27 protein-coding genes are annotated in these 25,627 nt (G+C 63.5%); 14 read left to right on the forward strand and 13 right to left on the reverse strand.

Going from position 1 to position 25,627, the window contains the following annotated elements:
* Positions 1 to 255 precede the first annotated feature (255 nt).
* Entirely contained in the window at positions 256 to 1,062 is an 807-nt protein-coding gene (locus NKH97_RS29940; RefSeq protein ID WP_352442953.1) for a YiiX/YebB-like N1pC/P60 family cysteine hydrolase, read from the forward strand.
* A gap of 55 nt (positions 1,063 to 1,117) precedes the next feature.
* Here NKH97_RS29940 and NKH97_RS29945 read toward each other — a convergent pair whose 3' ends face one another.
* Positions 1,118 to 2,119 carry a helix-turn-helix transcriptional regulator gene (locus NKH97_RS29945; protein WP_245486339.1) on the reverse strand — a complete coding sequence of 334 codons (1,002 nt, stop codon included), beginning with the start codon at positions 2,117 to 2,119 and terminating at the stop codon, positions 1,118 to 1,120.
* Between the two features lie 146 nt (positions 2,120 to 2,265).
* On the opposite strand from NKH97_RS29945, the gene NKH97_RS29950 reads away from it, so the two are divergent.
* The 4 genes from NKH97_RS29950 to NKH97_RS29965 are packed head-to-tail and all read left to right on the forward strand — an operon-like array spanning position 2,266 to position 3,739.
* Positions 2,266 to 2,409 carry a hypothetical protein gene (locus tag NKH97_RS29950; RefSeq protein WP_023813481.1) on the forward strand — a complete coding sequence of 48 codons (144 nt, stop codon included), beginning with the start codon at positions 2,266 to 2,268 and terminating at the stop codon, positions 2,407 to 2,409.
* An 11-nt stretch (positions 2,410 to 2,420) separates the two neighbouring features.
* A complete protein-coding gene (locus tag NKH97_RS29955) occupies positions 2,421 to 2,765 on the forward strand; it encodes a hypothetical protein (protein WP_128305307.1) in 345 nt (114 codons plus the stop codon).
* Entirely contained in the window at positions 2,758 to 3,276 is a 519-nt protein-coding gene (locus NKH97_RS29960; RefSeq protein WP_023813479.1) for a hypothetical protein, read from the forward strand. The genes NKH97_RS29955 and NKH97_RS29960 overlap by 8 nt, the downstream gene beginning before the upstream one ends.
* A 22-nt stretch (positions 3,277 to 3,298) precedes the next feature.
* Positions 3,299 to 3,739 carry a hypothetical protein gene (locus NKH97_RS29965; RefSeq protein WP_164893054.1) on the forward strand — a complete coding sequence of 147 codons (441 nt, stop codon included), beginning with the start codon at positions 3,299 to 3,301 and terminating at the stop codon, positions 3,737 to 3,739.
* Between the two features lie 13 nt (positions 3,740 to 3,752).
* Here NKH97_RS29965 and NKH97_RS29970 read toward each other — a convergent pair whose 3' ends face one another.
* Complete coding sequence (locus NKH97_RS29970) at positions 3,753 to 4,550, reverse strand: helix-turn-helix domain-containing protein (protein WP_128305308.1); 798 nt, start codon at positions 4,548 to 4,550, stop codon at positions 3,753 to 3,755.
* Positions 4,551 to 4,663: 113 nt separating this feature from the next.
* On the opposite strand from NKH97_RS29970, the gene NKH97_RS29975 reads away from it, so the two are divergent.
* Entirely contained in the window at positions 4,664 to 5,524 is an 861-nt protein-coding gene (locus NKH97_RS29975; RefSeq protein ID WP_352776231.1) for an SMP-30/gluconolactonase/LRE family protein, read from the forward strand.
* A 354-nt stretch (positions 5,525 to 5,878) separates the two neighbouring features.
* On the opposite strand, the gene NKH97_RS29980 is transcribed toward NKH97_RS29975, so the two are convergent.
* On the reverse strand, positions 5,879 to 6,772 hold the full coding sequence (locus NKH97_RS29980) for an NAD(P)/FAD-dependent oxidoreductase (protein WP_352799435.1): 894 nt from the start codon (positions 6,770 to 6,772) through the stop codon (positions 5,879 to 5,881).
* 106 nt (positions 6,773 to 6,878) lie between these two features.
* Between NKH97_RS29980 and NKH97_RS29985 the strand changes: the two genes are divergently transcribed.
* Complete coding sequence (locus NKH97_RS29985; protein WP_502895366.1) at positions 6,879 to 7,550, forward strand: TetR/AcrR family transcriptional regulator; 672 nt, start codon at positions 6,879 to 6,881, stop codon at positions 7,548 to 7,550.
* Positions 7,551 to 7,820: 270 nt separating this feature from the next.
* Here NKH97_RS29985 and NKH97_RS29990 read toward each other — a convergent pair whose 3' ends face one another.
* The 4 genes from NKH97_RS29990 to NKH97_RS30005 all read right to left on the reverse strand — a co-directional run bounded on the left by NKH97_RS29990 (position 7,821) and on the right by NKH97_RS30005 (position 11,217).
* Entirely contained in the window at positions 7,821 to 9,542 is a 1,722-nt protein-coding gene (locus NKH97_RS29990; protein ID WP_352442948.1) for a SulP family inorganic anion transporter, read from the reverse strand.
* A gap of 69 nt (positions 9,543 to 9,611) precedes the next feature.
* Positions 9,612 to 9,890 carry a helix-turn-helix domain-containing protein gene (locus NKH97_RS29995; protein WP_128305313.1) on the reverse strand — a complete coding sequence of 93 codons (279 nt, stop codon included), beginning with the start codon at positions 9,888 to 9,890 and terminating at the stop codon, positions 9,612 to 9,614.
* Positions 9,891 to 10,141: 251 nt separating this feature from the next.
* Positions 10,142 to 10,861, reverse strand: a complete 720-nt coding sequence (locus tag NKH97_RS30000; protein ID WP_352442947.1) for a phosphatase PAP2 family protein — start codon at positions 10,859 to 10,861, stop codon at positions 10,142 to 10,144.
* 14 nt (positions 10,862 to 10,875) lie between these two features.
* Positions 10,876 to 11,217, reverse strand: coding sequence for a hypothetical protein (locus NKH97_RS30005; protein ID WP_013528672.1), 342 nt, complete (start codon positions 11,215 to 11,217; stop codon positions 10,876 to 10,878).
* 172 nt (positions 11,218 to 11,389) lie between these two features.
* On the opposite strand from NKH97_RS30005, the gene NKH97_RS30010 reads away from it, so the two are divergent.
* Together NKH97_RS30010 and NKH97_RS30015 are read left to right on the forward strand one after the other, a co-directional pair.
* Positions 11,390 to 12,784: a sensor histidine kinase gene (locus NKH97_RS30010; protein ID WP_023813469.1), complete on the forward strand. Its 1,395-nt coding sequence runs from the start codon at positions 11,390 to 11,392 to the stop codon at positions 12,782 to 12,784.
* Positions 12,781 to 13,440: a response regulator gene (locus tag NKH97_RS30015; RefSeq protein WP_023813468.1), complete on the forward strand. Its 660-nt coding sequence runs from the start codon at positions 12,781 to 12,783 to the stop codon at positions 13,438 to 13,440. The genes NKH97_RS30010 and NKH97_RS30015 overlap by 4 nt, the downstream gene beginning before the upstream one ends.
* Positions 13,441 to 13,721: 281 nt before the next feature.
* Here the strand turns inward: NKH97_RS30015 and NKH97_RS30020 are convergent, their stop codons facing one another.
* Complete coding sequence (locus NKH97_RS30020; RefSeq protein WP_352628838.1) at positions 13,722 to 14,168, reverse strand: hypothetical protein; 447 nt, start codon at positions 14,166 to 14,168, stop codon at positions 13,722 to 13,724.
* Positions 14,169 to 14,712: 544 nt separating this feature from the next.
* Between NKH97_RS30020 and NKH97_RS30025 the strand changes: the two genes are divergently transcribed.
* Together NKH97_RS30025 and NKH97_RS30030 are read left to right on the forward strand one after the other, a co-directional pair.
* Entirely contained in the window at positions 14,713 to 16,716 is a 2,004-nt protein-coding gene (locus NKH97_RS30025) for a PhoX family protein (protein ID WP_352799440.1), read from the forward strand.
* 225 nt (positions 16,717 to 16,941) lie between these two features.
* On the forward strand, positions 16,942 to 17,166 hold the full coding sequence (locus NKH97_RS30030) for a hypothetical protein (RefSeq protein WP_013528677.1): 225 nt from the start codon (positions 16,942 to 16,944) through the stop codon (positions 17,164 to 17,166).
* On the opposite strand, the gene NKH97_RS30035 is transcribed toward NKH97_RS30030, so the two are convergent.
* Positions 17,158 to 18,348: a flavin-containing monooxygenase gene (locus NKH97_RS30035; protein ID WP_023813465.1), complete on the reverse strand. Its 1,191-nt coding sequence runs from the start codon at positions 18,346 to 18,348 to the stop codon at positions 17,158 to 17,160. The genes NKH97_RS30030 and NKH97_RS30035 overlap by 9 nt on opposite strands.
* 351 nt (positions 18,349 to 18,699) lie before the next feature.
* Between NKH97_RS30035 and NKH97_RS30040 the strand changes: the two genes are divergently transcribed.
* Positions 18,700 to 19,737 (forward strand): phosphatidylglycerol lysyltransferase domain-containing protein, encoded by a 1,038-nt coding sequence (locus NKH97_RS30040; protein WP_352677928.1) that lies wholly within the window; start codon positions 18,700 to 18,702, stop codon positions 19,735 to 19,737.
* Between the two features lie 153 nt (positions 19,738 to 19,890).
* On the opposite strand, the gene NKH97_RS30045 is transcribed toward NKH97_RS30040, so the two are convergent.
* Together NKH97_RS30045 and NKH97_RS30050 are read right to left on the reverse strand one after the other, a co-directional pair.
* On the reverse strand, positions 19,891 to 20,652 hold the full coding sequence (locus tag NKH97_RS30045) for an ABC transporter permease (protein ID WP_128305642.1): 762 nt from the start codon (positions 20,650 to 20,652) through the stop codon (positions 19,891 to 19,893).
* 14 nt (positions 20,653 to 20,666) lie between these two features.
* On the reverse strand, positions 20,667 to 21,593 hold the full coding sequence (locus NKH97_RS30050; RefSeq protein WP_023813461.1) for an ABC transporter ATP-binding protein: 927 nt from the start codon (positions 21,591 to 21,593) through the stop codon (positions 20,667 to 20,669).
* 260 nt (positions 21,594 to 21,853) lie between these two features.
* Between NKH97_RS30050 and NKH97_RS30055 the strand changes: the two genes are divergently transcribed.
* Both NKH97_RS30055 and NKH97_RS30060 read left to right on the forward strand, forming a co-directional pair.
* Positions 21,854 to 23,215, forward strand: coding sequence for a cytochrome ubiquinol oxidase subunit I (locus NKH97_RS30055; protein ID WP_352442944.1), 1,362 nt, complete (start codon positions 21,854 to 21,856; stop codon positions 23,213 to 23,215).
* Positions 23,216 to 23,224: 9 nt separating this feature from the next.
* Positions 23,225 to 24,229, forward strand: a complete 1,005-nt coding sequence (locus NKH97_RS30060; protein ID WP_352799442.1) for a cytochrome d ubiquinol oxidase subunit II — start codon at positions 23,225 to 23,227, stop codon at positions 24,227 to 24,229.
* Between the two features lie 146 nt (positions 24,230 to 24,375).
* Here NKH97_RS30060 and NKH97_RS30065 read toward each other — a convergent pair whose 3' ends face one another.
* Positions 24,376 to 24,663, reverse strand: coding sequence for a GIY-YIG nuclease family protein (locus NKH97_RS30065; protein ID WP_031213667.1), 288 nt, complete (start codon positions 24,661 to 24,663; stop codon positions 24,376 to 24,378).
* A 184-nt stretch (positions 24,664 to 24,847) separates the two neighbouring features.
* A complete protein-coding gene (gene msrA, locus NKH97_RS30070; protein ID WP_352799444.1) occupies positions 24,848 to 25,585 on the reverse strand; it encodes a peptide-methionine (S)-S-oxide reductase MsrA in 738 nt (245 codons plus the stop codon).
* Positions 25,586 to 25,627 lie beyond the last annotated feature (42 nt).

Here is a 25,627-nt window from a genome sequence, read left to right on the forward strand (position 1 = left end):
TCCTGGTCATCCTCAATGCAAAAGCACGCGATGCGCGCAACGAGTTCGTAATTGCAACTTGACACCCCAGATAGTCGCTCTCCCCGATCGACGGGGAGAGGAAAAGCGCGCGTTCACCGGCTTCATTCCTCTGCCTTCAGCGGGGAGACGGTGGCCGCGAAGCGCGCCGGATGAGGGCCTGCGCCCTATCAGCAACCCTGTCGCTCCACCCGTGCGCTAGCCCTCATTACCCGCCCATGCTAATCGCCATGGAGCATGACCGAGCCCGGCGACACGCTTCTGGATCGACTTGGCCGCTGGCTTGCCGGCCGGCTGCAGGAAGAATCGTCCGGCTACGAGCCCTACACACCGTCCGATGCCGAAACGCTGCGCCGCACGCTTGAGCCCGGCGACATCCTGCTGATCGAGGGCAACCAGAAGATCTCGGCGGCGATCAAATACCTGACCCAGTCGACCTGGTCGCATGCGGCCTTCTATGTCGGCGATGCGCTGGCCGAACCGGAAGACGGAACGGAACGGCGGCGCCTGATCGAGGTCACGATCGGCGAAGGCTGCGTCGCCGTGCCATTGTCGCGCTACCGCACCTACAACACCCGCATCTGCCGGGCGAGCGGGCTGGCGCCGGAGGATCGCGACAAGGTCGTCGCGTTCATGATCGGCAGGCTCGGCCTGAAATACGACCTCAAGAACATTTTCGACATGCTGCGTTTTTTCTTCCCGACACCGCCGGTGCCGGTGCGCTGGCGGCGCCGCATGCTGGCCTTCGGCTCCGGCGACCCGACACGGGCGATCTGCTCTACGCTGATCGCCGAGGCCTATGGCCAGATCCGCTATCCGATCCTGCCCGAGATCACCCGTGCGCCCGGCCGCGCCTCGGCGCAGTCGAATTACTCGCGCAAGGAGATCCTGCACATCCGCCACCACTCGCTCTACACGCCGCGCGATTTCGACCTGTCGCCCTATTTCCGCATCGTCAAGCCGACGCTGGAATATGGTTTCGACTACCGGGCGGTGACCTGGGATGACAAGGTTGCCGATCCCGGGGCGAAGGCCGCCGAATAAACGCGATCAAATGAGTCCAGCCGCGTGCACGGGAGCGCTGGCCGGCGGCCGGGCGTCAGTGCTTGCAAGCCGCGGCCCGCACGTCCGAGGGTGTAGCGTCATAACGGCGACGGAACGCCCGGTTGAAATAGGAAAGGTCGTTGAAGCCGGCCTCGTAGGCGATCGCGGTGATGCTGCGTCCGGCATGGCGTGGATCGCCGAGCATGCGATGGGCGCGCGCCAGCCGCTGGTTCATCATGAAATCAATCAAGGATGTGCCATCGCTCTCGAACAGCTTGCGGACGTAGCGGGCCGACAGTCCGTGGCGGGCGGCGACGTCCTGCGCCGACAGGTCGACATGGCCACCATGCGCGACGATATCGGCCTTGATGGCGCGCAAGCGGGCAACGCTGACGCCACGGCCGCGTGCGATCTGGGCCGCATCCCTGGTCGCGCCCATGGCGAGTGCGGCAAGGTCGAAGACATGCGTCGCCGCAAGGTGGCAGGCCTCCGCGGTCAACTCGTCTCCGACCTCCTGGATCGAGCTGATATAGTCGAGCAACAGCCGCATCGCCCCGCTCTGGGTCGGCAAGGGCCGCATAAGGACCGCGGCCGGATCGCCGATCAGAGGCGAAAGCTGCTTGCGCGAAAAACTGAGATTGACGAAGCGGAACCCGCCGGCGCCGATCAGGTTGAGGCCAACCTCTTCACCGCTCATCATGAGCGCCTGGCCGTTGCCGACCGCCTCCTCGCGGCCGCGATGCTTCATCACACTGCCCCCGTCGAGGGCCGCCAGAAGAACGAAGTCGTCGTTGTCGATCAGCGACGACGTATGATGCACCCGGAATTCCGATGAGCTGCCGGTGGCGATGCCGAGGCCCGGCAACGCGCGCACCCGCATGTCGATCTGCGCCGGCGCCAGCGGATCGAGGTCCACCCTCAGAACGGTGCGGCCGTAAACCTCGCGCGTAATCTCGACGCGATCCCGCTCCGGAAACATCTCCGTCGCCAGCCTGAACGAAGCTGACGGCCCCATCGTCGCAGTCATCGACACCCCCATGCCCAAGAGCGCGGTCATATGCGCCGCGGCCTGCAAAACGTCAATCCCGGGCCGTTTTGGCCGCTTTCAGTGCCGTTCTGTCCAAGCTGACCCCCTTCGATGCCCCTAGTTTGCGGCGCGATTCCAAAACCGGAACCGCATTGGCGGCAATCCAAGGGGGCACGATGTTTCATTTGCAATTGTTCAAGACGCTGTCGGCACTGGCCGCGGCGGGCTTCAATCCGCGCGTCTATCTGCTGTCGATCGCCTTGGGCAACGCGGTGACCGATCATCGCGAGGCCAAGCTGCCGCCGCGCGCTGCCCGATGATGAGCAGCACCATGAAAAGGATCATTTTCCTGGCCCTGACCCTTGCCCTGGCGGGCTGCCAAACGGGCCAGGCCGACAACAACCCGGCATCGATCGCGAGCGCGGCCGGCAGCAAGAAGGCCCAGAACGAACCGACGACGGAAACGGCCTGCGCCGATGCCGCCAAGAAGGCGGCGAAGGCGCAGACCAATGCGGCTCTGCTCGGCGGTGTCCTGTCGATGGCGGGGGGTCTTGGCGGTCTGGCTGGCAATGGTGGGGTCATTGCCGGCCAGGCCGCCTCGATCGGCGGCTCGGTTCTGCAGTCCCAGGCGACGAGCAGTGCCCGGGCCGGCATTGCGGAGGATTGTTATGGCTGAGCGGCGTTTCGCAGCCATGCGCCGGCTGGCCGGCGCGCTCGCACTTGCCGGCATGATCTTCGACAGCCCGCAGGCCTTGGCGCTGACAGCGCGGGATGCGTCGGCGGTCGTCGGCCTGATCGAGGCCTTGCAACCCGAATTCGGTCAGTTCGCCTATGACGAGGAGATCGCCGCCGACTGGTACGAGCGCGATGCCGCGGACAAGGGCTTGATCGACACAGCCGGTTTCACCGCCGACAGCTGGAAGATCGCGCTTGGCGAGACCATGCGCGGGTTCCTGGCGACGATGCCGGTCGCAGAACTCGATGCCATTTTCGCCAAGCTCAGGAATGCCATATCCGGCATGAAGGAGCTGACCGACGCGCAGAAGACAGAGACCATCGACGCCATCAACGAAGAGGTCGAAGGGTTGATGGCTTTGCGGGCCGAGGGCGGCCCCTTCGCCGATGTCGTCAGGCCGCTGACGCCAAAAATCCGCAGCCTCATCCTCGGCCCGGCGATGGGGCGATAGGATGTTGGGCAACAGGAAACGGGTGGCGGGAAAAGCAACTCCGAGCGGGAGCCTCGAGGCCGAACATCGCGGCATTTTTCCAACCACGGCACGTGTCAGGCGGGGCAGCCCGATCGCGATGCTTATCTGCCTGCTGGCGTCCAGCTGCAGCCAGACGGCCGCCAGCCCGCCGATCACGCCAGAGCAGCATGCGCAATTGGCGGAGCTGGCGGCCGGCCCGGACTCGCCGGAGGGCCTTGGCGAGGCCCTGGCTGCAGTCGAGGCGACCAGGAAAATGCAGGACTGCAGGGCCAGCATGAACGAGACGGCCGGGCAGATGAAGATGATGGGCGCGGTCAATGGCGCGGTCGGCATCGCCGGCCGCATGGCAGGCCCAGGCGGCAAGACAGCGGCGAAAATGGTGGCCATCGGCACCGCCAGGGCCGTGCGCGGCAAGCTCAGCCGCCAGATGCAATCATGCTGAGACGATTGGCCGATCAGGCCGGCAGCGGCCGCCGTGTCTTGGCGGCCGGGTCGGTTGCTCTCGCACCGGCATCTCGCGCGTGCGGCCCGATCGGCATGATCGCCGGGAATGGCGTCGCGCCAAAGGCAAACGTCCATTTGTAGCCGACCAGCCCGTCTTCCGGCGTCGTGTGCTGGTCGTGATGGGCCAGCAGTTTGGCGCGATCGGCGAGGTCCTGCGCCTCGCGTCGCACCATCTCCGCCGTCTCCGGCCGCATCCGCCTGCTAAAGCTGACGAAGGTCGCTTCCTTGTCGATATGGGTGATCGCCCAGCCGATGAAGTTCTTGTTGGTCATCTCGAACAGCGGCCGCAGCGGCCCTTCGAAATTCCACTGGATCGGCGTCTCGACAAGCAATCTCGCCGTGAGCCCGCGGCCGAGCGCGATCAGGCCGAGCTCCTCGAGATCGCGCAGATAGAGGAACATCGAGGCTTCGCTCAGGCCTTGCGAGCGCATGATGCCCTCGGGCGTGAATTTTTCCGACAGCATGACGAAAATGAACAGCAGTGCCGGCCGGCCGGCGAGCCTGCGTTCGATCTCCGGCGCGATGTGGTTGACCGGCCCTGGCCCCCGGTTCATCGAGCCGAGCACGTTCTCCAGCTCGACACCGGCGGCAGCGCAGATCTCCACCAGCCGGTCGAGCTTGCAGTTGCGCTCGTGGAAGATGCGCTTCACCGTCGGCTCGGAAACCCCCATGCGTTCGGCAAGCTCGCGATAGGTGACGCCCTTCGCCTTCAGCGTCCGCTTCAACGCGTCGAAGATAAGGCCGTTCATGGAATGCACCTCTTGCCGTGGGTTTCGTATCGACTTTCGATACTAGCGGTTATCGGCCTTTCCGGAAAGTATCGAAAATCATAGCTCTCCGCCGTCATCACAGGAGAGCAGCCATGAACACCCTCGTCACATCAGCCTTTCTCGCCGTCATCGGCATCGCAGCCGCGCCTGCCGCCGAGGCTGGAGAACTCTGGCGCGCCACCGGCCTCGAACAACCGGAATCGGCACTGTTCGACGCAGCCAACAATCGCCTTATCGTTTCCAATATCGTCGGCAATCCCGGCGACGCCGACGGCAACGGCTATCTCAGCGTGCTGTCCGTGGACGGCAGGACGGTCACCCGGCACTGGACCGACGGCATGGACGCGCCCAAGGGTATGGCGATAGCGGGCGGCAAGCTCTATGTCGCCGACATCACCAAGGTTCGCGTCGTCGACCTCGCCAGCGGCAAGCTCGTCGCCAGCATCACGGTGCCGAACGCTGTTTTCCTGAACGACATAACATCGGACCAATCAGGCAACGTCTATGTCACGGACATGCTGGCCGACACGATCTATCGCATCGACGGCGAACAACCAGAACTGTTCGCTAGGGATGCGATGCTGGCTTCGCCCAACGGCGTCTTCGCCGATGGCGACAGGCTGATCGTCGCCTCCTGGGGCAAGGACATCAAGTCCGACTTCAGCACGGCGGAGCCGGGTGGGCTGCTGTCGGTCGACATCGCCAGCAAGGTGGTTTCGCCCTTGCCGGGCGCGCAGAAATTCGCCGATCTCGATGGCGTCATCGCCATCGGCGACACCATCTACGCCACCGCCTACATGACCGGCACGCTCTACCGCTATCAAGCCGGCGGCGCGCCGGAAGCGTTGGCGCACTTCAAACCGGGCAGCGCCGACATCGGTACCGACGGCAAGTCGATCCTCTATGTGCCGTTGATGAACGAGGGCGAAGTGGCTGCGCTGAAGCTCGACTGAGAGCCATGATCGGTGCCTCAGGGGCCGATCTCCGAGACGTTCGCCAACAGCCGATGGACTGTCGTTCATCGGCGAGGATCGCCAACTCGAACTCTTATTGTGGCTAGTAAACGACGTCGCCCGGATCGGCCCGCCAAGCGCCAATAGCGGACATTGCCGAGCAGATATTTTGATGTCGCCTTTGGGCCGGTAGCAGTCCGTCAGCTTCTAGTGGAGAGGCATCGAAAGCGGACATCGGGTTGCGGGCGTACCCACGGCTCAATTGGGGCCGGCAGCAGACTGGCTGGTATTGTCGGGCAGCCGACGGTGGCGACGACGTAGGGAGGCCGGTGCGGGAGAGGGGAATCTGTGTTCTCAAACCAGCATCGACTGCTGGGCGGAGATACCCGCCGTCGCGCCTTGCGATATTGCCGTGGTGACCGAGGCCATGGCCGGGTTCGCAAGATCGCCGGCAGCATAGATGCCGGCTGTGCTGGTTTCGCGGCGCTCATCGACCTTGATGGCGATGCCGAGGGGCGTATTGACCGTGGCGAGGCCCACTAATTCATGCAGGCTTGCGGACGGCTTGTTGCGCGGATGCGCGAACAGGATGTCGACCGCGGCATTGCGGCCGCTCTCGAGATTAACGGTGGTGATATGGCCCCGGTGATGGGCGATTTCGGCGATCCGGCCATCAACGACAGGTATGTTGCGGCGCGCCAGATCGGCCCGAACATCGGGTGAAATGTCGTGACCATCGGCGAAGACCGTCAATGTTTCGGTCCAGTCGTGGTACAGCCTGACATAATTGTGCGACGGCGGGCCGGACCAGACGAGGCCCCAATGCTGGCCAGCGACTTCAAAGCCGTCGCAATAGGGGCAGGGCACGATGGATGTGCCCCAGCTTTCGGCAAAGCCCGGAACATCAGGCATCTGGTCGACGACGCCATAACTCAGGATCAGGCGGCGCGCGCCGAGGCTTTCGCCGTCGCCAGTGAGGACGGAGAAATCGTCGATGGCGCCGGAGATGCTGTCGGCCCGGGCATTGACCAGCCTGATCGTGGGATAGCGCGCCAGTTGCTGCCGCGCTTCGGCCAGGATGTCCAGCGGTGGCTTGTGATCGTGGCCGAGCAGACCATGCGAGTGGCCGGCGAAGCGGTTGCGCGGCAGGCCGGTATCGAGAACGGTGACCTTGCGGCGGGCACGGCCGAGCTGCAGGGCGGCGGCGAGACCGGCAAAGCTGCCGCCGATGATGATGACGTCATCCATGGTGATGGGCTCCGTGTGTGGATGAGGGATGGCTTGGCCTGGCTTGCACATTTTTGACACTGCGTGGTATCGTAATTCAAGAATTATGATACTGTCAAGGACTGGAATTGTCGTGACCGAAAACAGCCAGGGCCGGCGCGGCCGGCCCGCCAATGAGGCGCTTGGCCAAACGATAGTCGACGCCGCGTGCGAACTCTTTGAGGAATTGGGTTTTCATGCGACGACATTGGACAAGGTCGCCCAGAGAGCGAAGATATCCAAGCTCAGCATCTATCGGCACTTCGAGAACAAGGAGGCGCTGTTCAGCGCGGCCATCGCGGCCCGCTGCCATCAGTTTGCACCACAGGCCCTTTTTGAAGGCGTCGACGGTTCGGCCGAAGATCAGCTCATGGTGGTGGGATCATCCCTGCTTCGCACGCTGTTGAACCCGGACGTCCGCAGTGTCGAAGCCATGATCATGGCCGACAAGACGAATCAGAAGTCGTTAAGCAAGCTCCATTACGAAGCCGGCCCCGCCCATGTCATCGCCCAAATCGAGGCCCTGTTGCGTCAGTTGCACGCGAAGGCGGTTCTGAACGTGACCGATCCTCTCCGGTCCGCCCGCCTGTTTGCCGCGCTTATCAAAGGATCCGATCTCCTGATTATCGCACGCTTCGATGAGGCGAGAGCAGAGGACGACAACGAAATCGAATCCTATTGCCGGTCGGCCGTCGCCATGTTCATCGCCGCGCACGGTGGCACGACCACCCGGGCGGATAGCCCAGGAGTACTTGCATGATATTTGGGGCTCGCATTGACATCAACGCGACTATTATCGTTGGGCAGCGGGCTGACCGGCGGCGTAACCTGCTACCACCCCATTCGAGGCCTTAGTGCTGGCTTAGCAGACCGTCAGCTTTCGGGAAGCTGCAACGATAGTCTGAATGGCGGAAACGAGGGCGCAAAGCGGCCGTTCACGTCGCGCCGTGCGTGAGTCAACCCAGGGCCAAAACGTTTGCGTTCAACCGGCGGACACCTGTGTGGCCCGCCGACCGGCAAATCCCGATTTCTACTCTGCCTCCAGCTCCCCTTTCAGCTGCGCCCGCGCATCCTTGATCGAGGCGGCATAGGTCACCAGCGGGCGCTTGACGCCGTGGTTGATCAGCATACGCCGGATCTGCGGCGCGGCACCTGATATGATGAAGCGGACGCCGGCGCGTTTCGCCTTGTGGGCGGCGCCCTCGATGACGTTGGCCGCCGTCGAATCGAAGAACGGTACGGCCGAGCAATCGAGGATGAAGTTTTTGCGCTGGTCGGCGATGCGGTCGAGCACGGTGCCGACGGTCGACGCGGCGCCGAAGAAGAAAGCGCCGGAGATGCGGTAGACCACGGTGTCGGCGTCGGTCGCCTCGCTGGCATCGTAGGCGTTGGTGCTGTCGGCGACATCCTCCTGCACCAGCGGCTGATCGGCCTCGACCGCAATCGATTTGGCCATGCGGTCGATGAACAGGATCGACCCCAGCACGAAGCCGACGACGATGCCTTCAGTGAGATCGCGGAAGATGACGAGCAGGAAGGTCGCCATCAGCACCAGCGCGTCGCCGCGTGAGGCACGCAGCAAGGTGGCGAAGGCCTGTTTCTCGAACATGTTCCAGCACACGACCGCCAGCACGCCGGCAAGGGCGGCGAGCGGGATGTAGCTGGCGAGCGGCGCCGCCACCAGCATCAAAGCGAGCAGGATGGCTGAGTGGACGATGCCCGAAACCGGTCCGTGGGCGCCGGCCCGCACATTGGTCGCCGTGCGGGCGATGGTGCCTGTGGCGCAGATGCCGCCGAACAGGGCGGACGCGATGTTGGCGAAGCCTTGCGCCACCAGTTCGCAGTTGGAACGATGCCGTCGGCCCGTCATTCCATCGGCGACCACCGCCGACAGCAGCGATTCGATGGCGCCCAGCAAGGCGAAGGCGATGGCATCCGGCAGCACGTCAATCATCCTGTCCAGGCTGACCGGTGGCAGAGCGGGCATTTGCAGGCTGCGCTGGATGCCGCCAAAGCGGGTGCCGATCGTCTCGGCGGGCAACGAGAGAAGCGCCACGACCAGCGATGCCAGCCCGATGGCGATGAGCATTGCGGGCGATGTCGGCCGCCAGCGTTTCAGGCCGGCGATGGTGACGATGGTCAACACCGCCACCAAGGTCGCCGCCGGGTTGATGGTGCCGGCCGCCTCGGCGACCGCGATCAGCTTCGGCACCAGCGGTCCCGGCTCCTTGCCGGCAAGCTTCAGCCCGAACAGTTCGACGATCTGTCCTGAAAAGATGATGACGGCGATGCCGGCGGTGAAGCCGACCGTCACCGGATAGGGAATGAATTTGATGTAGGTGCCGAGACGAAGATAGCCGATGGCGAGCAGGAAGACCCCTGCCATCATCGTTGCCAAAAGCAGCCCATCGATGCCGACGCGGGCAACCGTCGCTGCCACCAGCACAATGAAGGCGCCGGCCGGACCGCCGATCTGGAAGCGGCTGCCGCCGAGCGCAGAAATGATGAAGCCGCCGACGATCGAGGTGTAGAGGCCGCGCTCGGGAGCGACCCCCGAAGCGATCGCGATCGCCATCGACAAGGGCAGCGCGACGATGGCGACCGTCAGCCCGGCAATGGCGTCCGCCTTGAAGTCGGCGAACGTGTAGCCCTCGCGCCAGACCGTCACCAGCTTCGGTGTGAACAATTCGGAAAATGTCGGCTTTACCGACCTGTGGGCCGGTTCATGCACTGCCCGCTGCGTCTGATCCATGGACTGCCTTTCGCACCCTGAAAGGCGGCGGGATCGTCGGCAGGGCTGTCGGCGGTCGCCGTCGCGACTTTATGCCGGCTCAGCCTTGGGACCCCGCGGCACGGCAGGCTTGAGGCGCACGCCCCGGCCGCCGCGCTCGCTGGCCTGGTTCTCGCCGATCAGCTCCACCCCGGCCTCGTCGAGAGCCTGGATGACCTTCATCAGCGTGTCGACCACGCCCCTGACCACGCCATCGCTCGCCTCCATGCGCTGGATGGTCGGAAGCGAAACGCCGGCGCGCTCGGCGAGCGTCTTCTGATCGATGCCGGCCAGCGCCCTTGCGGCGCGCATCTGCGCGGCAGTGATCATCGGCCACAATCCCCGTCTGAGTCTGCAGGAATAAGGTATAATACCATCATAGTGATGTTTCAAGCATTAGTGTGAATGTCTGGGACGTAAGGGAGCGGCGCCTGACCGATCATTTTCAGATACTTCCCGGGATTGCGCGCTAGGGTGTCCATCTGGGCAGGGGGTAACGCGGTTGAGCATCCTCAAGACCTTCATGACGTGGCGGCCTTGCTGTCGGCGGGCTGCGGGCACGGGCTGATCGACCGGCTGATCTAGTCTCCAGCCTCGTCGTCGCCGTTTGGATGCTGCCCACGCCATCGCTGCCACGCCCGGGCAGCGAGCCAGCACAGCATCGCCCAGACGAAGCCCGCGCACCAGCCGGCAAGCACGTCCGATGGCCAGTGGACGCCAAGATAGATGCGGCTGATGCCAACCAGCAGCGTCGTCAGCACCGCCAGCGACAGCACATAGATCTTCGTCGTTCGACCGGGCAGGAAGCGTGCCGCCAGCGCGCCGAGCGTCAGATAGGTCACCGCCGACAGCATGGCGTGGCCGCTCGGAAAAGACAGCGTCGTTTCGTTGACGAGATGCGAGACGAGTTCGGGGCGCGGCCGGTCGATGCCGGCTTTCAGCAGGCTCGACAATACCTGCCCCCCGGCCACCGCCACGAAGATGAAAAGGGCGGTCGCCGGCCTGCGGATAAGCAGGAGATACACGATGACCGCCGTCACGATCAGCACCAGCACGCTGCCGCTGCCGAGGCTGGTGATGTCGCGCATCGCCCCTTGCAGCCACAGCGGGCCGACCGGGCTGTCGGGGCGGCCCGCCTGGCGGAAGGCGAGCAGGATTTCGGTATCGAAGGCGTGCGGCGTGGTGGCGCGCGCCATCTCCATCAGCTCCTCGAATCCCCACAGGCCGGCGGCGATGACCAGGCCGGCCAGCAGCACCGGGAATTCAACCCGGTTGAGCAAAGCGTTCGCGGCGTTCTTCATCGGCAATTCGCCCGTTACAGCCGGCCTTGCAGATAGGGTCCGAGCGTGATCAGCGCCACCGCTGCGATCGCCAGCATGATCCCGGTCGCCTGCAGCGCATTGACGCGCTCGCCGAAGAAGACCAGTGCCACGACGTTCACCGAGACCAGCTGGATGACGGCGGAAAGGCTGAACGACACCGACATGCCGAATTCGCGGATCAGCCGCAGCATGATCAGATTGCCCAGCGAATAGAGTGCCAGCGTCAGCGCGATCTTGCCAAGGCTCGGCGCCAGGCCCCATTGCTTGGCGGCTGTCGCCGCCAGCAGGAAAATGACCGTCGAAAAGCCGAGCTGCAGCAATCCTGAAAAACTCAACGCTCCGTCCCCTCTCGAAGCGGCTCCCGCCGCGTGTGTCGCGGACGTTGTTTCCCAAGCGCGCCGGGACGTCAAGCGACCTCGACCAAACGAAGCTCTTGGCAATGGCAAGCCGGAAGCCCAAAGTACTACCATCGCCCAATCTGTCGGTTCGAAGGGCGGTCAGGGGCTCATGATTCGCAGTTTTCAAAACCTGGTGCGGCGCTGGAGCGAGCTTTCCCTTGCCCTGCAATTCGTCATTGCCGGCGGCTTTGGCCTGCTGGCTGTCATGTTGGTGGTCGGCACCTGGGTGACGGCGCAGATCCGGGACGGCGTCATCCGCAATTCGGCCGCCACGACGGCCCTTTATGTCGACAGCGTGATTGCGCCGCTGCTTCCCGACTTGCGCAAGGAGCAGGAGCTCAGCGAGTCCGTCAAGCAGGCGCTGGACGAGACGCTTGGCCAGGGCGCGCTTGGTAAGCGCCTCGAATCGTTCGTACTCTGGCGCCGCGACGGGACGGTTCTCTACGCCAAGGAGACGGCCCTGATCGGCCGCCGCTTCGGTCCGAGCGACAATCTGCGTTCCGCCTTCGAAGGCAACGTCGTCGCTGAATTCAATACATTCGATGATGATGAACGCGAGGAGAAGGCTACCCGCTTGCCCTTGCTGGAGATCTACAATCCCGTGCGCGAGCCCTGGTCGGGCGAGGTGGTGGCGGTCACCGAGTTCTATGAGATCGCCGACGATTTCCAGGCCACCCTGGCGTCCGCCCTGTGGTCGAGCTGGCTGATCGTGGCCGGCGCGACCCTGGCGGCATTCCTGCTCCTGTCGGGCATCGTCCTGCGCGGCAGCCGCACCATCGACGACCAGCGTGGGGCGCTGCGCCGCCAGGTGTCGGAGCTGCAGGGTCTGGTGGCGCAAAACAGTGCCTTGCGACTGCGCGTGCAACGGGCCTCTCGCCGCGCCACCGCGCTCAACGAAAGATATCTGCGCCGCATCGGCGCCGACCTCCATGACGGCCCGGCCCAACTCGTGGCCCTGGCGGCGCTGCGCATGGATAGTCCGATATTTTCCAGCGATGGCCATTCGGGCGTAAGCCGTTCGACCGAGGTCGCGATGATCCGCAAGACACTGGAGGATGCGATGCGTGAAATACGCGGCATCTGCACCGGCCTTGTCCTTCCGCAGATCGAGACGGCTGCCGCAAACGACATTCTGCGGCTGGCCGTCAAGGAACACGAGCAGAGGACGGGAACGTCGGTGACGCTGACGCTGGCCGGACAGTTGCCGGAACCCGGCGCTTCCGAGAAGATCAGCATCTATCGTTTCGTTCAGGAAGGGCTGAACAACGCCTATCGCCACGGGCTAGGCAAGGATCAGGCAGTGAGCGCCGGGATGAAAGGTGGCAGGCTTTTTGTCGAAGTGTCGGACGGCGGGCCGGGTTTCGATCCGGCGGCACGGGTCGAGGGTCTCGGCCTCGCCGGCCTCAGGGAGCGGGTCGAAAGCATTGGCGGACAGTTCGAAACCTTGACCGGGCCGCAAGGTACGCGTTTGGTGATCCGTCTGTCGGTCGAGGAGCAAGCATGACTGGTACCATCCGCATCGCCATTGTCGACGATCATCCCCTCTTTCGCGAAGGTGTGACGCGCAGCCTGTCGGAGATCGGGGGCTTCGAGATGGTTGGCGAGGGCGCCACGGCGCAGGATGCCGAACGCCTCGCCACGACGGTGCGGCCCGACATCTTGCTGCTCGATATCTCCATGCCTGGCGGCGGGCTGACCGCGGTCGCAAGCATCCTCGCCAGCCATCCCGCCCAGAAGATCGTCATGCTGACCGTTTCGGAGGCCAATGCCGATGTGACAAAGGCGCTGAACGCAGGGGTGAATGGCTATGTCCTCAAAGGCGTCGGGTCGCGCGGGCTCGCCGACATCCTGCGCAATGTTGCAGCCGGCGAAAGCTATCTGTCGCCGACGCTGTCGGCCCGGCTGCTTTCGGATCTCCAGTCCCAGCAGCCGACCGACGGCATTGCGGAACGGCTGCGGCAGCTCACCGATCGGCAGACGGAAATCCTGCGGCTGGTGGCGGAGGGGCTGAGCAACAAGGAAGTCGCCTTGCGGCTTGAGCTGCAGGAGAAGACCGTCAAGCATCACATGACCGGGGTGCTGTCGAAGCTCAATGTGCGAAACCGCACCGAAGCGGCCTTGATGATGCGTGAGTTGCGCGACCGCGACAGGCCTTCTTAGAGCACTTCACCGTTTCACGGAAACGGCGAGCTGCTCTAATTCTTTGTTTTGACGCGATTCTAGACGGAAAACCGCTTCACACTTTTTCCTAGAATTGCTCCAGGCCAGGTACGGAGAAATGCGCAGCGGCTTCCCGTCCCGGATTGCGCAAAAGCACGTCGCGCCTCGGGACTGCAGCCATTGCGGTGCCGAAAACCGGGACGCTGGCCAAAAACGAGGTCACCTCCGCCGGGGGGCGGCGGAGGTGACGTGCAAAGCTGACCGTTGCCTGTTGGCCAGCTTCACAAGGCCTTGAGACGATTGGCATCGGCCGGGGTAGCCTGGCGGTCGATGATCGTGCGACCGAGCGCGTCCTTCATGCTGAAACGACCGTTCTCGAGCTTTTCCGTTATGCCGTCGGGGTGCCGGACCGTGATCTTGTTGCCGGTCACGTCGACCTTGTCACCGGTCTTTGCATTGACATGGCTCCCGCTCTTACCCTGATTGGATCCTGATTTGCCGCTGTTGCCATTCCCATTGCCGTTGCCGCTATTGCCGCTGTTCCCGCTATTGCCTCCGCCGGAATTGCCGCCGTTGCCGCCGCCACCTTTGCCGGCGTATGCGCTGGCGGTCTGGATGCCGGAAACGGAGCCGTCCAGGACAATTTGGTAGGGAGCAATCGTCAACGCCAGCGCCGCTGCCGATTTGAGCGCCAGCCGGCAACAACGGGTCGTGACCGATCTGTGCATTTTGATCTCCGACGACTGAGCCCGGCGCGCCCCACCCCAACGTTGCAGTGCAACAACATTGCCGAAAGACGCGGCGCCCGGAAGCGACCTCCGACCGTTGCGGTTGTCAACTAGGACCTTTGCAAGCGCAAGATTGGACTAAAGTCCCAAGCCTATGCTACATTAGCTTTGCATGAACGGCGCCGCCATCGCTAAACGGGAGACTCGCTTTCCCGACGCCTGACGACGGCAGACGCCGAACATCAAGTCACCTCCGCCGGGGGCGGCGGAGGTGACTTGTCGAGCCGGCTTTGTCCGTTGATCCGTTTGCAACGACTGACGCCATGGATGCGCGGCGAAACATGCCGCCGAAGGTCTCCTTCATCTCGAAAAGACGATTCCGGAGCAGTTCACGGCCTTCGGGAATGCTGAGCCAGCGCTGCGCGTAGTGCCTGTCGCCTCTGAAAGGCCTCCCGATGTCACGAAAATGTGACCCGGCGATTATAAGGGGGGTCAAACAGGTACCCCACGCTCCAGCCAACCCGACAGCCAGAGGCAAGCCACGATGACTGACCTTCGCTCCCCCGACACCCGATTCCGCACCAGCCTGCTTGAGGAAAACGACGGTCCGGCCATCAACGCCTCCGACAACCGCACCATGGGCGAGATCATCGCCGCGCGGTTCTCGCGCCGCGGCTTCCTCAAGGGCTCGCTGGCCGTCTCGGCCATCGCCGCCACCGTCAGCCCGCTGGCGCTGATCAGCGCCGACGAGGCCAGGGCAGCGGAAGGCTCTGCCTTCGCGTTCGACGAACTCGAGGCCGGCATCGACGACAAGCACCATGTCGCGTCGGGTTACGATGCCGATGTCCTGCTGCGCTGGGGCGATCCGTTGTTTGCCGATTCGCCCGACTTCGACCCCATGAAACAGTCGGCCGAGGCCCAGGCGAAACAGTTCGGCTACAACAATGACTATGTCGGCTACATCCCGATCGACGGCTCGGCCGAACATGGCCTGCTGGTGGTCAACCACGAATACACCAATCCGCATCTGATGTTCCCGGGCATCGTGAAGATCGTCGAAAAGGACGGCAAGAAGTCGGCAGAAATCGCACCCCTCTCGAAGGAGCAGGTCGATGTCGAGATGGCCGCCCATGGCGGCACCATCGTCGAGATCCGCAAGGACGGTGGCAAATGGCAGGTGGTGCGCGACGGCAAGCTCAACCGCCGCATCACCTCCAACACCGAAATGGCGCTGTCCGGCCCGGTTGCCGGCCATGACCGCGTCAAGACCAATGCCGATCCGTCCGGCACCAAGGTGTTCGGCACGTTCAACAATTGCGCCGGCGGCGTCACGCCCTGGGGCACCTATGTGATGGCCGAGGAGAACATCCATGGCTATTTTTCCGGCGAGCTGCCGGAAGGCCACAAGGAAGCCGCGAACTACAAGCGTCTCGGCATTCCCGAAGGCGCCTATGAATGGGCGGCGCATTACGAGCGTTTCGACCTCGCCAAGGAACCCAACGAAGCCAACCGCTTCGGCTGGATCGTCGAGGTCGATGTCAACGACCCGACCTCGACGCCGAGGAAGCGCACCGCCATGGGCCGCTTCAAGCATGAGGGCGCCGAATCGATCGTCGCCAAGGACGGCCGCGTCGTCTTCTATCTCGGTGACGACGAGCGCTTCGACTATGTCTACAAGTTCGTGACCAGGGCCGCGTTCAATCCGAACGATCGTGCCGCCAACAAGGACCTGCTCGACGATGGCACGCTGCATGTCGCCAAGTTCGCCGAAGACGGCACGGTCGAATGGCTGCCGATCGTCTTCGGCCAGGGGCCGCTGACGGCTGAAAACGGTTTTGCCAGCCAGGCCGACGTGCTGATCGAGACGCGCCGCGCCGCCGACCTGCTCGGCGCCACCAAGATGGACCGCCCTGAAGACATCCAGCCCAATGGCGTCAACGGCAAGGTCTATGTCATGCTGACCAACAATTCGAAGCGCAAGGCCGACCAGGTCGACGCCGCCAACCCGCGCGCCGAAAACGCCTTCGGTCACATCATCGAGATCGCCGAGGACGGCGGTGATTTCACCGCCGCCAAGGGCAAGTGGGAAGTGCTGCTGAAATGCGGCGATCCGGCGGTTGCCGATGTCGGCGCCACCTTCTCGACAGCAACGACGGCCAATGGCTGGTTCGGCATGCCCGACAATTGCGCGGTCGATTCGGCCGGGCGTCTCTGGGTCGCAACCGACGGACAGGGGCCGAAGGCCACCGGCCGCACCGATGGCCTGTGGGCAGTGGACACCGAGGGGGCGGCGCGGGCGACCTCGAAACTGTTCTTCCGCGTGCCGATCGGCGCCGAGATGTGCGGTCCGCTGTTTGCGCCCGACGACCAGACCGCCTTCGTCGCCGTCCAGCACCCGGGCGACGGCGGAGAGGACTGGGAAGCGTTCGGGCGCCCCTCTTACTATGAGGACCTGTCGACGCGCTGGCCCGACTTCAAGCCCGACATGCCGGTGCGGCCGTCGGTGGTCGCCATCACCAGACAGGGCGGCGGCAAGATCGCGGTCTGATTGCCCACTCGCATGGGCAGCAGCGGAGCAGAATTTGCGCCGCTGCTGCGCCTTGAAGCCGCGGCATGTATCCCTTGGGCTGCGGAGCAGCTCCAGAGGTCTGCGCCGCGTCGCTTCGCTCCTTGCTCCGCCCCAGGATGACGAGGCGACGGGGGAAGTCGGTCAAGCCTCGGGAAAGATTGGCAATTTAAACGTGGCGCTCTAGGTCTTTATCAGGAGATCGCCATGTCGAAGTCTGTCTATGACCGTGGCTTGCTCAAGCCAGCCGATATCGCCAAGCTGCAGCGCGTGTTCGACGAGGCCTGCCGGCGGCGCGAGGCACATCCCGATTCCGCCGACGCGCGGGAAATCGCGCTTAACCTGCTCGCCCTGCACAATGCCGGCATGGTGGAAGAAGACATGCTGATGGAAGCCGTCGGTTTCCGGCGGCTGGAACCGAAATCAGCGTGATGCGCTGGATTGGTGCGGGGCCGACCTTGCAATTCGTTTGGCGATCGCCTTGGCCAGGATGCCGGCATTGGCGAAGCAGCCGCGAATGCTTGGCCGCATGCCGGTGAACCACAGACCGGGCAATTTTGGATCGGCTTGGCCACCGTTGAAGAGCGGAACGCCCTTGGCGTCGAGCACGCCGAGCTTGCCGACCATGGGCTCCAGCCCGGTGCGGTAGCCTGTCGCGGCAATGACGATGTCGGGATAGATCAGGCTGCCATTGGCCAGGATCACGCCATCGCGGGTGAATTCCCGTATGCCCGGCACGACGGTGATCTTGCCGGCCTTGATGGCGCCGACGGCGCCGTCATCGGCGGCGATCGCGGTATAGTCCGAGGTCAGGCGGCTGGCGCCGCCCGCAGGCGCGGGCGGCAGGCCGAATTTGGTCAGGTCGCCGAAAACCAGCCGCTGCGTTGCCGCCATCACGGCATCGGCGATCCGCAAAGGCAGGCGCGCCATGAGCGGCGAAAGCCTATGCACGGCGATCTTGGCAATCCGCTTGGGCAGCAAAGCGGGGCCGCTGCGGGCCGACAGCCAGATGGCGGCCGTGTCTATGCCGGCCAGATGATTGAGCGCGTCGAAACCCGAATTGCCGGCGCCGACGACCAGCACTCTTTGGCCCGCATAGGCTTGCGCGTCACCGAAATCCGCCGAATGGATGATGCGCCCGACGAAATCCTTCATGCCTTTCCATTCGGGGGTGAATGGCTGCCTGTCGCGGCCGGTGGCGATGACGACATTGCGGGCGAAGCGCAGTCCGGCGCTGGTGCGCAATGCCCAGTGATCGCCCTTGAAGGTGATCTCTTCGACCGCGACGCCAAACTGCACCGGCAGCCGGTTCTCCTTCTGGAAATCGTTCATGTGGCGGATGACGACCATCCTTTGCGGAAAGGCGGGCGTGCCAGGGGGAAAGGCGAGACCAGGCAGCGAAGAAAGATCGCGATGGGTGTTGAGATGCAATTGCTGGTGGCGCCGGTGCCAGGGCTCGGCCAGCCGGCTTTCCTTTTCCAGGATCGCCGTCGGCACGCCGGCGTTCATCAAGGCATGCGCGGCGGCCAGCCCAGCAGCACCGGCGCCGACGACGATTGCCGGCTCGACCATGGCCGGCAGATCCGCAACCGATCTGATTGTCGTATCCGTCATTCACTCGAATCCCATTGGACGTCCCGCCGCAAGGCTCGCAGGACGCTGTAACCGTTTGATCGCGCGCAGGATCCCTGCAGCAAACCGCGGCCGAATTTCGAGCGATGCGATTTAGAGCCACACGCCGGGCCGCGGTTGCGCTCTATATGGCATATGCGCGATATCAACGGTAATCAGGTCGCGGCAATGTGATTGATTCGAGGCCTTGGGTGGCTGGCGGGTCTCGGTTATCCCCCACGCGCATGTCCGAAATCGAGTCCGATTTTCGAGTCATGCGCAGAATCAAAGTGTTACAGCACCTTGGCGCGTCCTGGACGGCCGGCGCTGTAGGCGGCACGCGGAATCTCGACCATGCCCTCCTTGCGGTTCCATTTCGACAAGATCCTTGAGGCTGCCGCGCCCGAGGTCGAGCGGCAGGCGCTGACCCATGTCGAACGCCTGGCACTGGTGCGCCGCTATGGCGACTTCTCGCTCGCCTATTCCACCGCCGTGCAAGGCAAGCTTTCCTATTTCGGCGACGCCGACGGCTACATCGCCTTCGGTACCAAGATGAAGCACCATTTCGCGCTCGGCGACCCGGTGGCGGCTCCGGCGCGTCGGGCCGATTACATCAAGCGCTTCGTCGAGACCGCCGGCAGCCCATGGTTCGTGCAGGTGGGCGAGGACACCGCACGCGTGCTGGCCGGCCTTGGCTACAAGGTCAATCGCCTCGGCATCGACACCCGCCTCGCCCTGCCCGAGCATGATTTTTCCGGGAAGCGCAACGAGACCGTGCGCTACTCCGAGCGCTGGCTGCTGAAGAAAGGCTTTTCGTTCGAAGAGGACAAGCGCACCATCTACCTCGACGAGATCGCCCGGCTTTCGGAAAACTGGCGCGGCGACCGCATCGTCAAGCGCTGGGAGATGGGCTTTCTCAACCGCCATTTCGCCGACCATCTCGGCACCGACATGCGCCGTTTCGTCCTGCACGGTCCCGATGGCGAACTGGTCGCTTTGCTCGACTTCGACCCGTTGTTTGCCGACGGCAAGGTCATCGGCTACACCACCGCCTTCAAGCGCAAGCATCTCGACGCTTCACCGCATGCCGAGGTCGGCCTGACCAAATTCGCCGTCGACCGTTTTCGCGAAGAGGGCATCTCGGTGGTCACGCTCGGCCTGTCGCCGCTCGTCGATGTGGGTCCGAGCGGATTTGCCGAAAGCGATTTCTGGCGCAATGCCTTCCAGCGCGCCTATTCTTCGCCCTGGGTCAACCGCCGCAGGTTCAACCTGCAGGGCCAGGCGGCCTTCAAGCGCCGCTTCCACGGCGTCGAAGAGCCGGTCTATATCGCCTTCCGCAAGGGAACGTATGTCGAGATGCTGGGGCTGCTGCGGCTGGTCAAGGCGATCTAGGTCTGCTGATATTCAGGTGATGCCGGCCTGCAAATGGCGGCTTCCTGCGCTTCCGGTGCTCACGTACGAAAAGTACGCTCCGCTCCGGTTCTCGGAATCCACCATTTTCGTCTCGGCCTGACCTGAATCTCAACAGACCTGTACTTTCGCCGCTCAATTCCTCAGCCGATAACCGGTCCTGAAGATCCAGGCGACGATGCTTATGCAGACCAGCAGGAAGACGACCGTCATGCCGAGGCTGACGCCGACCGAAACGTCGGACTTGCCGTAGAAGCTCCAGCGGAAGCCGCTGATCAAATAGACGACCGGATTGAACAGCGTCACCGTGCGCCAGATCTCGGGCAGCATGTTGATCGAATAGAAGCTGCCGCCGAGGAAGGTCAGCGGCGTGATGATCAACAGCGGCACCAGCTGCAGCTGCTCGAAACTCTTCGCCCAGATGCCGATGATGAAGCCGAACAGGCTAAAGGTCACCGCCGTCAGCACCAGGAAGGCGAGCATCCAGAACGGATGCAGGATGGTCAGCGGTACGAACAGCGAGGCGGTGGCCAGGATGATCAGGCCGAGGATGATCGACTTGGTCGCGGCGCCGCCGACATAGGCGATGACGATCTCCAGATAGGAGACCGGCGCCGACAGAAGCTCGTAGATCGAGCCGACGAATTTCGGGAAATAGATGGCAAAGGAGGCGTTGGAGATCGACTGCGTCAACAGCGACAGCATGATCAGACCCGGCACGATGAAGGCACCGTAGCTGATGCCGTCGATCTCGGTGATGCGCGAGCCGATGGCCGAGCCGAAGACGACGAAATACAGCGACGTCGAGATGACCGGCGAGACGATGCTCTGCAGCACGGTGCGGAAAGCACGGGCCATTTCCATCCGGTAGATCGCCCATACTGCGCGAAGGTTCATGGCGGCGCGCAGGTTCATGGCTCCCTCCTCACCAGATTGACGAAGATCTCCTCGAGCGAAGAGTTTTGCGTGTCGATATCGCGGAACTGGATGCCGCCGGCCTCGAGATCGCGCATCAACGAGGCGACGCCGGGCCTCTCGGCCTGATTGTCATAGGTGTAGGTCAGCTGCCCGCCATCCGGCGACAATTCCAGCGCATAGCGCGAGAGCGCCTCGGGAACGGCCGTCAGCGGATTGCGCAGTTCCAGCACCAGCCGCTTGCGGCCGAGCTTGCGCATCAGTTCGGCCTTGTTCTCGACCAGGATGATCTCGCCGCGATTGATGACGCCGACGCGGTCGGCCATCGCCTCGGCTTCCTCGATATAGTGCGTGGTGAGGATGATGGTGACGCCGTCCTCGCGCAGCCGGCGCACCATCGCCCACATGTCCTGGCGCAGCTCGACGTCGACGCCGGCGGTCGGCTCGTCGAGGAATAGGATGCGCGGCTCATGCGACAGCGCCTTGGCGATCATCAGCCGGCGCTTCATGCCGCCCGACAAGGTGATCGCCTTGGCGTCCTTCTTGTCCCACAGCGACAGGTCGCGCAGCACCTTCTCGACAAAGCCGGGGTTGGCCGGCTTGCCGAACAGGCCACGGCTGTAATTGACCGTCGCCCAGACGCTCTCGAAGGCGTCGATGGTCAGTTCCTGCGGCACCAGCCCGATCAGACCGCGCGCGGCGCGATAATCCTTGTTGATGTCGTGGCCGTCGACGGTGACCGTGCCCGACGAACGGTTGACGATGCCGCAGACGATCGAGATCAGCGTCGTCTTGCCGGCGCCATTGGGTCCAAGCAGCGCGAAGATCTCGCCGCGCTGAATGTCGAGATTGACTTCCTTGAGCGCGGTGAAACCGGTTGCGTAGGTCTTGGAGACCCCGGAAATGGACAGGATGGAAGGCATGGATGAAAACGGCTGCTTGAAAGAGGTCCCCTGATATAGGACGAATGTCGGTGCTTGCAACCGCAAGTCAATGCCCTGCTGACAGTTCTCGACAATCGTGCCGGCCGGCCGTTGCAGGTGCGGCGCACAGGCCCGGAGTTGCGCGGCACGCAACCGGCAAAATTGTCCTGTGGCGTTCAGCCTCGCGGCAGGACGCCGCTTTGACGTGAACTCGCTTCGGGCCTATCCTTCGCGAGTATTTGCAGCAGCCGGAGCCCATCATGGACCCGCTCATACTTTCGCGTATCCAGTTCGGCACGAATATTTCATTCCATATTCTATTTCCGACGATCACCATTGCGCTGGGTTGGGTGCTGCTGTTCTTCAAGCTGCGCTACAACGCGACCAACGATTCCGCTTGGATGCGCGCCTATTTCACCTGGGTGAAGGTTTTCGCGCTGTCCTTTGCCATGGGCGTGGTTTCGGGCGTCACCATGAGCTTCCAGTTCGGCACCAACTGGCCGGGCTACATGGAAAAGGTCGGCAACATCGCCGGGCCGCTGCTGGCCTACGAAATCCTCACCGCCTTCTTCCTCGAAGCGGCCTTCCTCGGCATCATGCTGTTCGGCTTCCGCCGCGTCTCCAACCGCATCCACACGCTGGCGACGGTGCTGGTCGCCGGCGGCACCACCGTCTCGGCATTCTGGATCATCGCGCTCAATTCCTGGATGCAGACGCCGGCCGGCTTCGAGATGCGCGACGGCGTGGCGCATGCGGTCGACTGGTGGGCAATCATCTTCAACCCGTCAATGCCTTACAGGCTGACCCACATGCTGCTGGCGTCGGGGCTGACGGTGTCGTTCCTGATCGCTGGCCTGTCGGCGCTGCGCTATCTCACCGGCGACCGCTCGGAATCGATGTGGAAGGCGCTGCGCACCGGCGTCTTCACGGCGGCGACCCTGATCCCGATCCAGATCTTCGCCGGCGACCAGCATGGGCTGAACACGCTGGAGCATCAGCCGCAGAAGATCGCCGCCATGGAGGCCAACTGGAACACCGGCCCCAACGTGCCGCTGGTGCTCTTCGCGCTGCCCGACGAGGCAGCCAGGGAGAACAAATTCGAGATCGCCATTCCCGATGGCGCCAGCCTGGTGCTGCGGCACTCGACCAGCGGCGTGGTGCCGGGGTTGAACGACTATGCCGGCAATCATCCGCCGGTCTTTCCGGTGTTCTGGGGTTTCCGTATCATGGTCGGCACGGGCATATTGATGCTGCTCGTCTCATGGTCGGCGGCCTTCTTCCTCAAGCGTCGGCACAGCCTGCCGAAGCCGGTGGCCATGCTGATGGTGCCGATGGCGCTGTCGGGCTGGCTGGCGACGCTGGCCGGCTGGTACACCACCGAAATCGGCCGCCAGCCCTGGCTGGTGACCGGCGTGCTGAAAACTGCCGACGCGGTCGGCCCGGTGGCCGGCAGCCATGTCGCGCTGACGCTCGCCATATACCTCGTTCTCTATGTGCTGTTGCTGATCGCCTATCTCGGCGTGCTGGTGCACCTGGCGCTGAAGGCGGCGAAGGACGGCGATTCATCGCCGCTGCCGGGCGTCATGAACGCCGCCATGTCGCAGCCGGCGGCTGGCGAGTAGGAGAAGAAAATGAGCTTCGACTGGCCAACCGCGCTCCCCTTGATCTTCGCCGGCCTGATGGGCCTCGCCATCCTGATCTACGTCATCCTCGACGGTTTCGATCTCGGCATCGGCATCCTGTTCGCCGCCGCTGAAGACGCCGAACAGGATACGATGATTGCCGCGATCGGCCCGTTCTGGGACGCCAACGAAACCTGGCTGGTGCTGGCCGTCGGCCTGCTGCTGGTCGCTTTCCCGATGGCGCATGGCGTCATCCTGACGGCGCTCTACATTCCGGTCTTCGTGCTTTTGCTCGGGCTGATCCTGCGCGGCGTCGCCTTCGATTTCCGCGCCAAGGTGCCAGCTGGCCGCAAGCATCGCTGGAACCGAATTTTTTTCCTGGGTTCGCTCATCGCATCGCTGGCGCAGGGCTATATGCTGGGCGTCTATGTGCTGGGCCTCGATGTCGGCCTCGGCGGCGTGGCGTTCGGCGTGCTGGTGGCGTTCTGCCTTGCCGCGGCCTATGCGGCGATGGGCGCCGCCTGGGTGATCTACAAGACTGAAGGCGAGTTGCAGAAGAAGGCCGTGCGCTGGCTGCGCACCGCGCTGGTGCTGACCGCGCTCGGCATGGCGGCGGTGTCGCTGGCGACGCCCTTCGCCAGCCCGCGTATCTTCGACAAATGGTTCGTCTGGCCGGAAATGCTTTATCTGTCGCCGCTGCCGATCCTGTCGGCGCTTTTGTTCCTGTGGCTGTGGCGGCAGACCTTCCATCTGCCGAAGCCCGACGACCGCCATTCGTTGATGCCGTTCCTGACGCTGGCCGCCATCTTCACGCTCGGCTTTGCCGGCCTCGCCTGGTCGTTCTACCCGTTCGTGGTGCCGGATCGCCTGACCATCTGGCAGGCGGCTTCCGCGCCGGAGAGCCTGGCCATCATTCTGGCCGGCACCGTGGTCGTGCTGCCGGTCATCATCTTCTATTCGTTCTATGCCTACCGGGTGTTCGGCGGCAAGGCGACGGATCTGACGTACGATTGAGCGGGTCAGGTGGGGGTGAAGGTGGCAGCGGCTACCGTGCCTTTGTCATCCTAGGGCGGAGCAAGGAGCGAAGCGACGCAGCGCAGACCCTAGGATCCATGCCGTAACGGTGGTGCAGTGATCCGACGGTGCAAGAAACGGTGCGCCTACCACCCCGTCCCGCGAAAAAGCTTGAACCACTCCGGATTCGCTTTTTCGATCAGGTCGATCTTCCATTGGCGAGGCCAGCGCTTCAGTGATTTCTCGCGCTGGATGGCATCAGTGATGTCGAAAAATTCCTCATACCAGACCAGCCGCTGCACGCCGTAGCGGCTGGTGAACCCTGCGCCTTGGCCGGATTTGTGTTCCGGCATGCGGCGGCCGAGGTCATTGGTGACACCGATGTAGATCGTGCCACGCTTTTGGCTCGCGGTCATGTAAACGTAGCCGGTCATCGCGTAAGGATAGCTGGCGATCTACCGGGCAGCTATCCTGATCCGCCGCATTCTACGACCAATGTCACGGCATGGATCCTAGGGTCTGCGCTGCGTCGCTACGCTCCTTGCTCCGCCCTAGGATGACGAAGGGAAGGAGGGCATCGCCGCCCTTCGCACCTCCCACACGCCAACCAGCGCTATCTCAATTGCTCGCCGACAGCACCAGCACGGGCTTTTCGCTGTAGAGCGTCGGGAACAGTGCCTTCAAGTTCGCCACCTTGGGCAGGTCGTTGTAGACGATGTAGGGATAGGTCGGATTCAGCGTCAGGAAATCCTGATGGTAATTCTCGGCCGGATAGAAGGTCTTGCCGGTTTCCAGCGTGGTGACGATCGGCTCCGGGAACACCTTGGCCTGGTCGAGCTGGGCGATGTAGCTTTGCGCGATCTTCCTCTGTGCATCGTTTTCGGCGAAGATCGTCGAGCGGTATTGCGTGCCGGAGTCCGGACCCTGGAAATTCAGCTGGGTCGGGTTGTGGGCGACCGAAAAATACACCTGCAGCAGCTGGCCATAGGTGATTTTCGATGGATCGTAGGTGATCTCGACGGATTCGGCATGCCCGGTGCGGCCTGAGCCGACCGTCTCGTAGACGGCGGTGTCCTTGTCGCCGCCGGTGTAGCCGGAGACGGCCTTAGTGACGCCCTTGACGTGCTGGAAGACGCCCTGCACGCCCCAGAAGCAGCCGCCGGCGAAGATTGCCTTTTCAGTGCCGGTGGCCGCCTTCTCGTCGATTGCCGGCGGCGGGATCTTCACCGCGTCCTCGGCCGAAACCGCCGGCGTCAGCCAGAAGGCGGCGCCCGCTGCGGCAAGTGCCAGGGCGGCGAGCGCGCTGCGGAAGACGTTCGACGATTGTCTGGTGACTGGTTTTTGAATGTCGGTCATGGCTGAGCTCCTGTGACGTCCATCATGTGGAGTCTATTGGAT

The organism is Mesorhizobium sp. M0870 (genome assembly GCF_040319775.1).
Classification (GTDB): Bacteria; Pseudomonadota; Alphaproteobacteria; order Rhizobiales; family Rhizobiaceae; genus Mesorhizobium.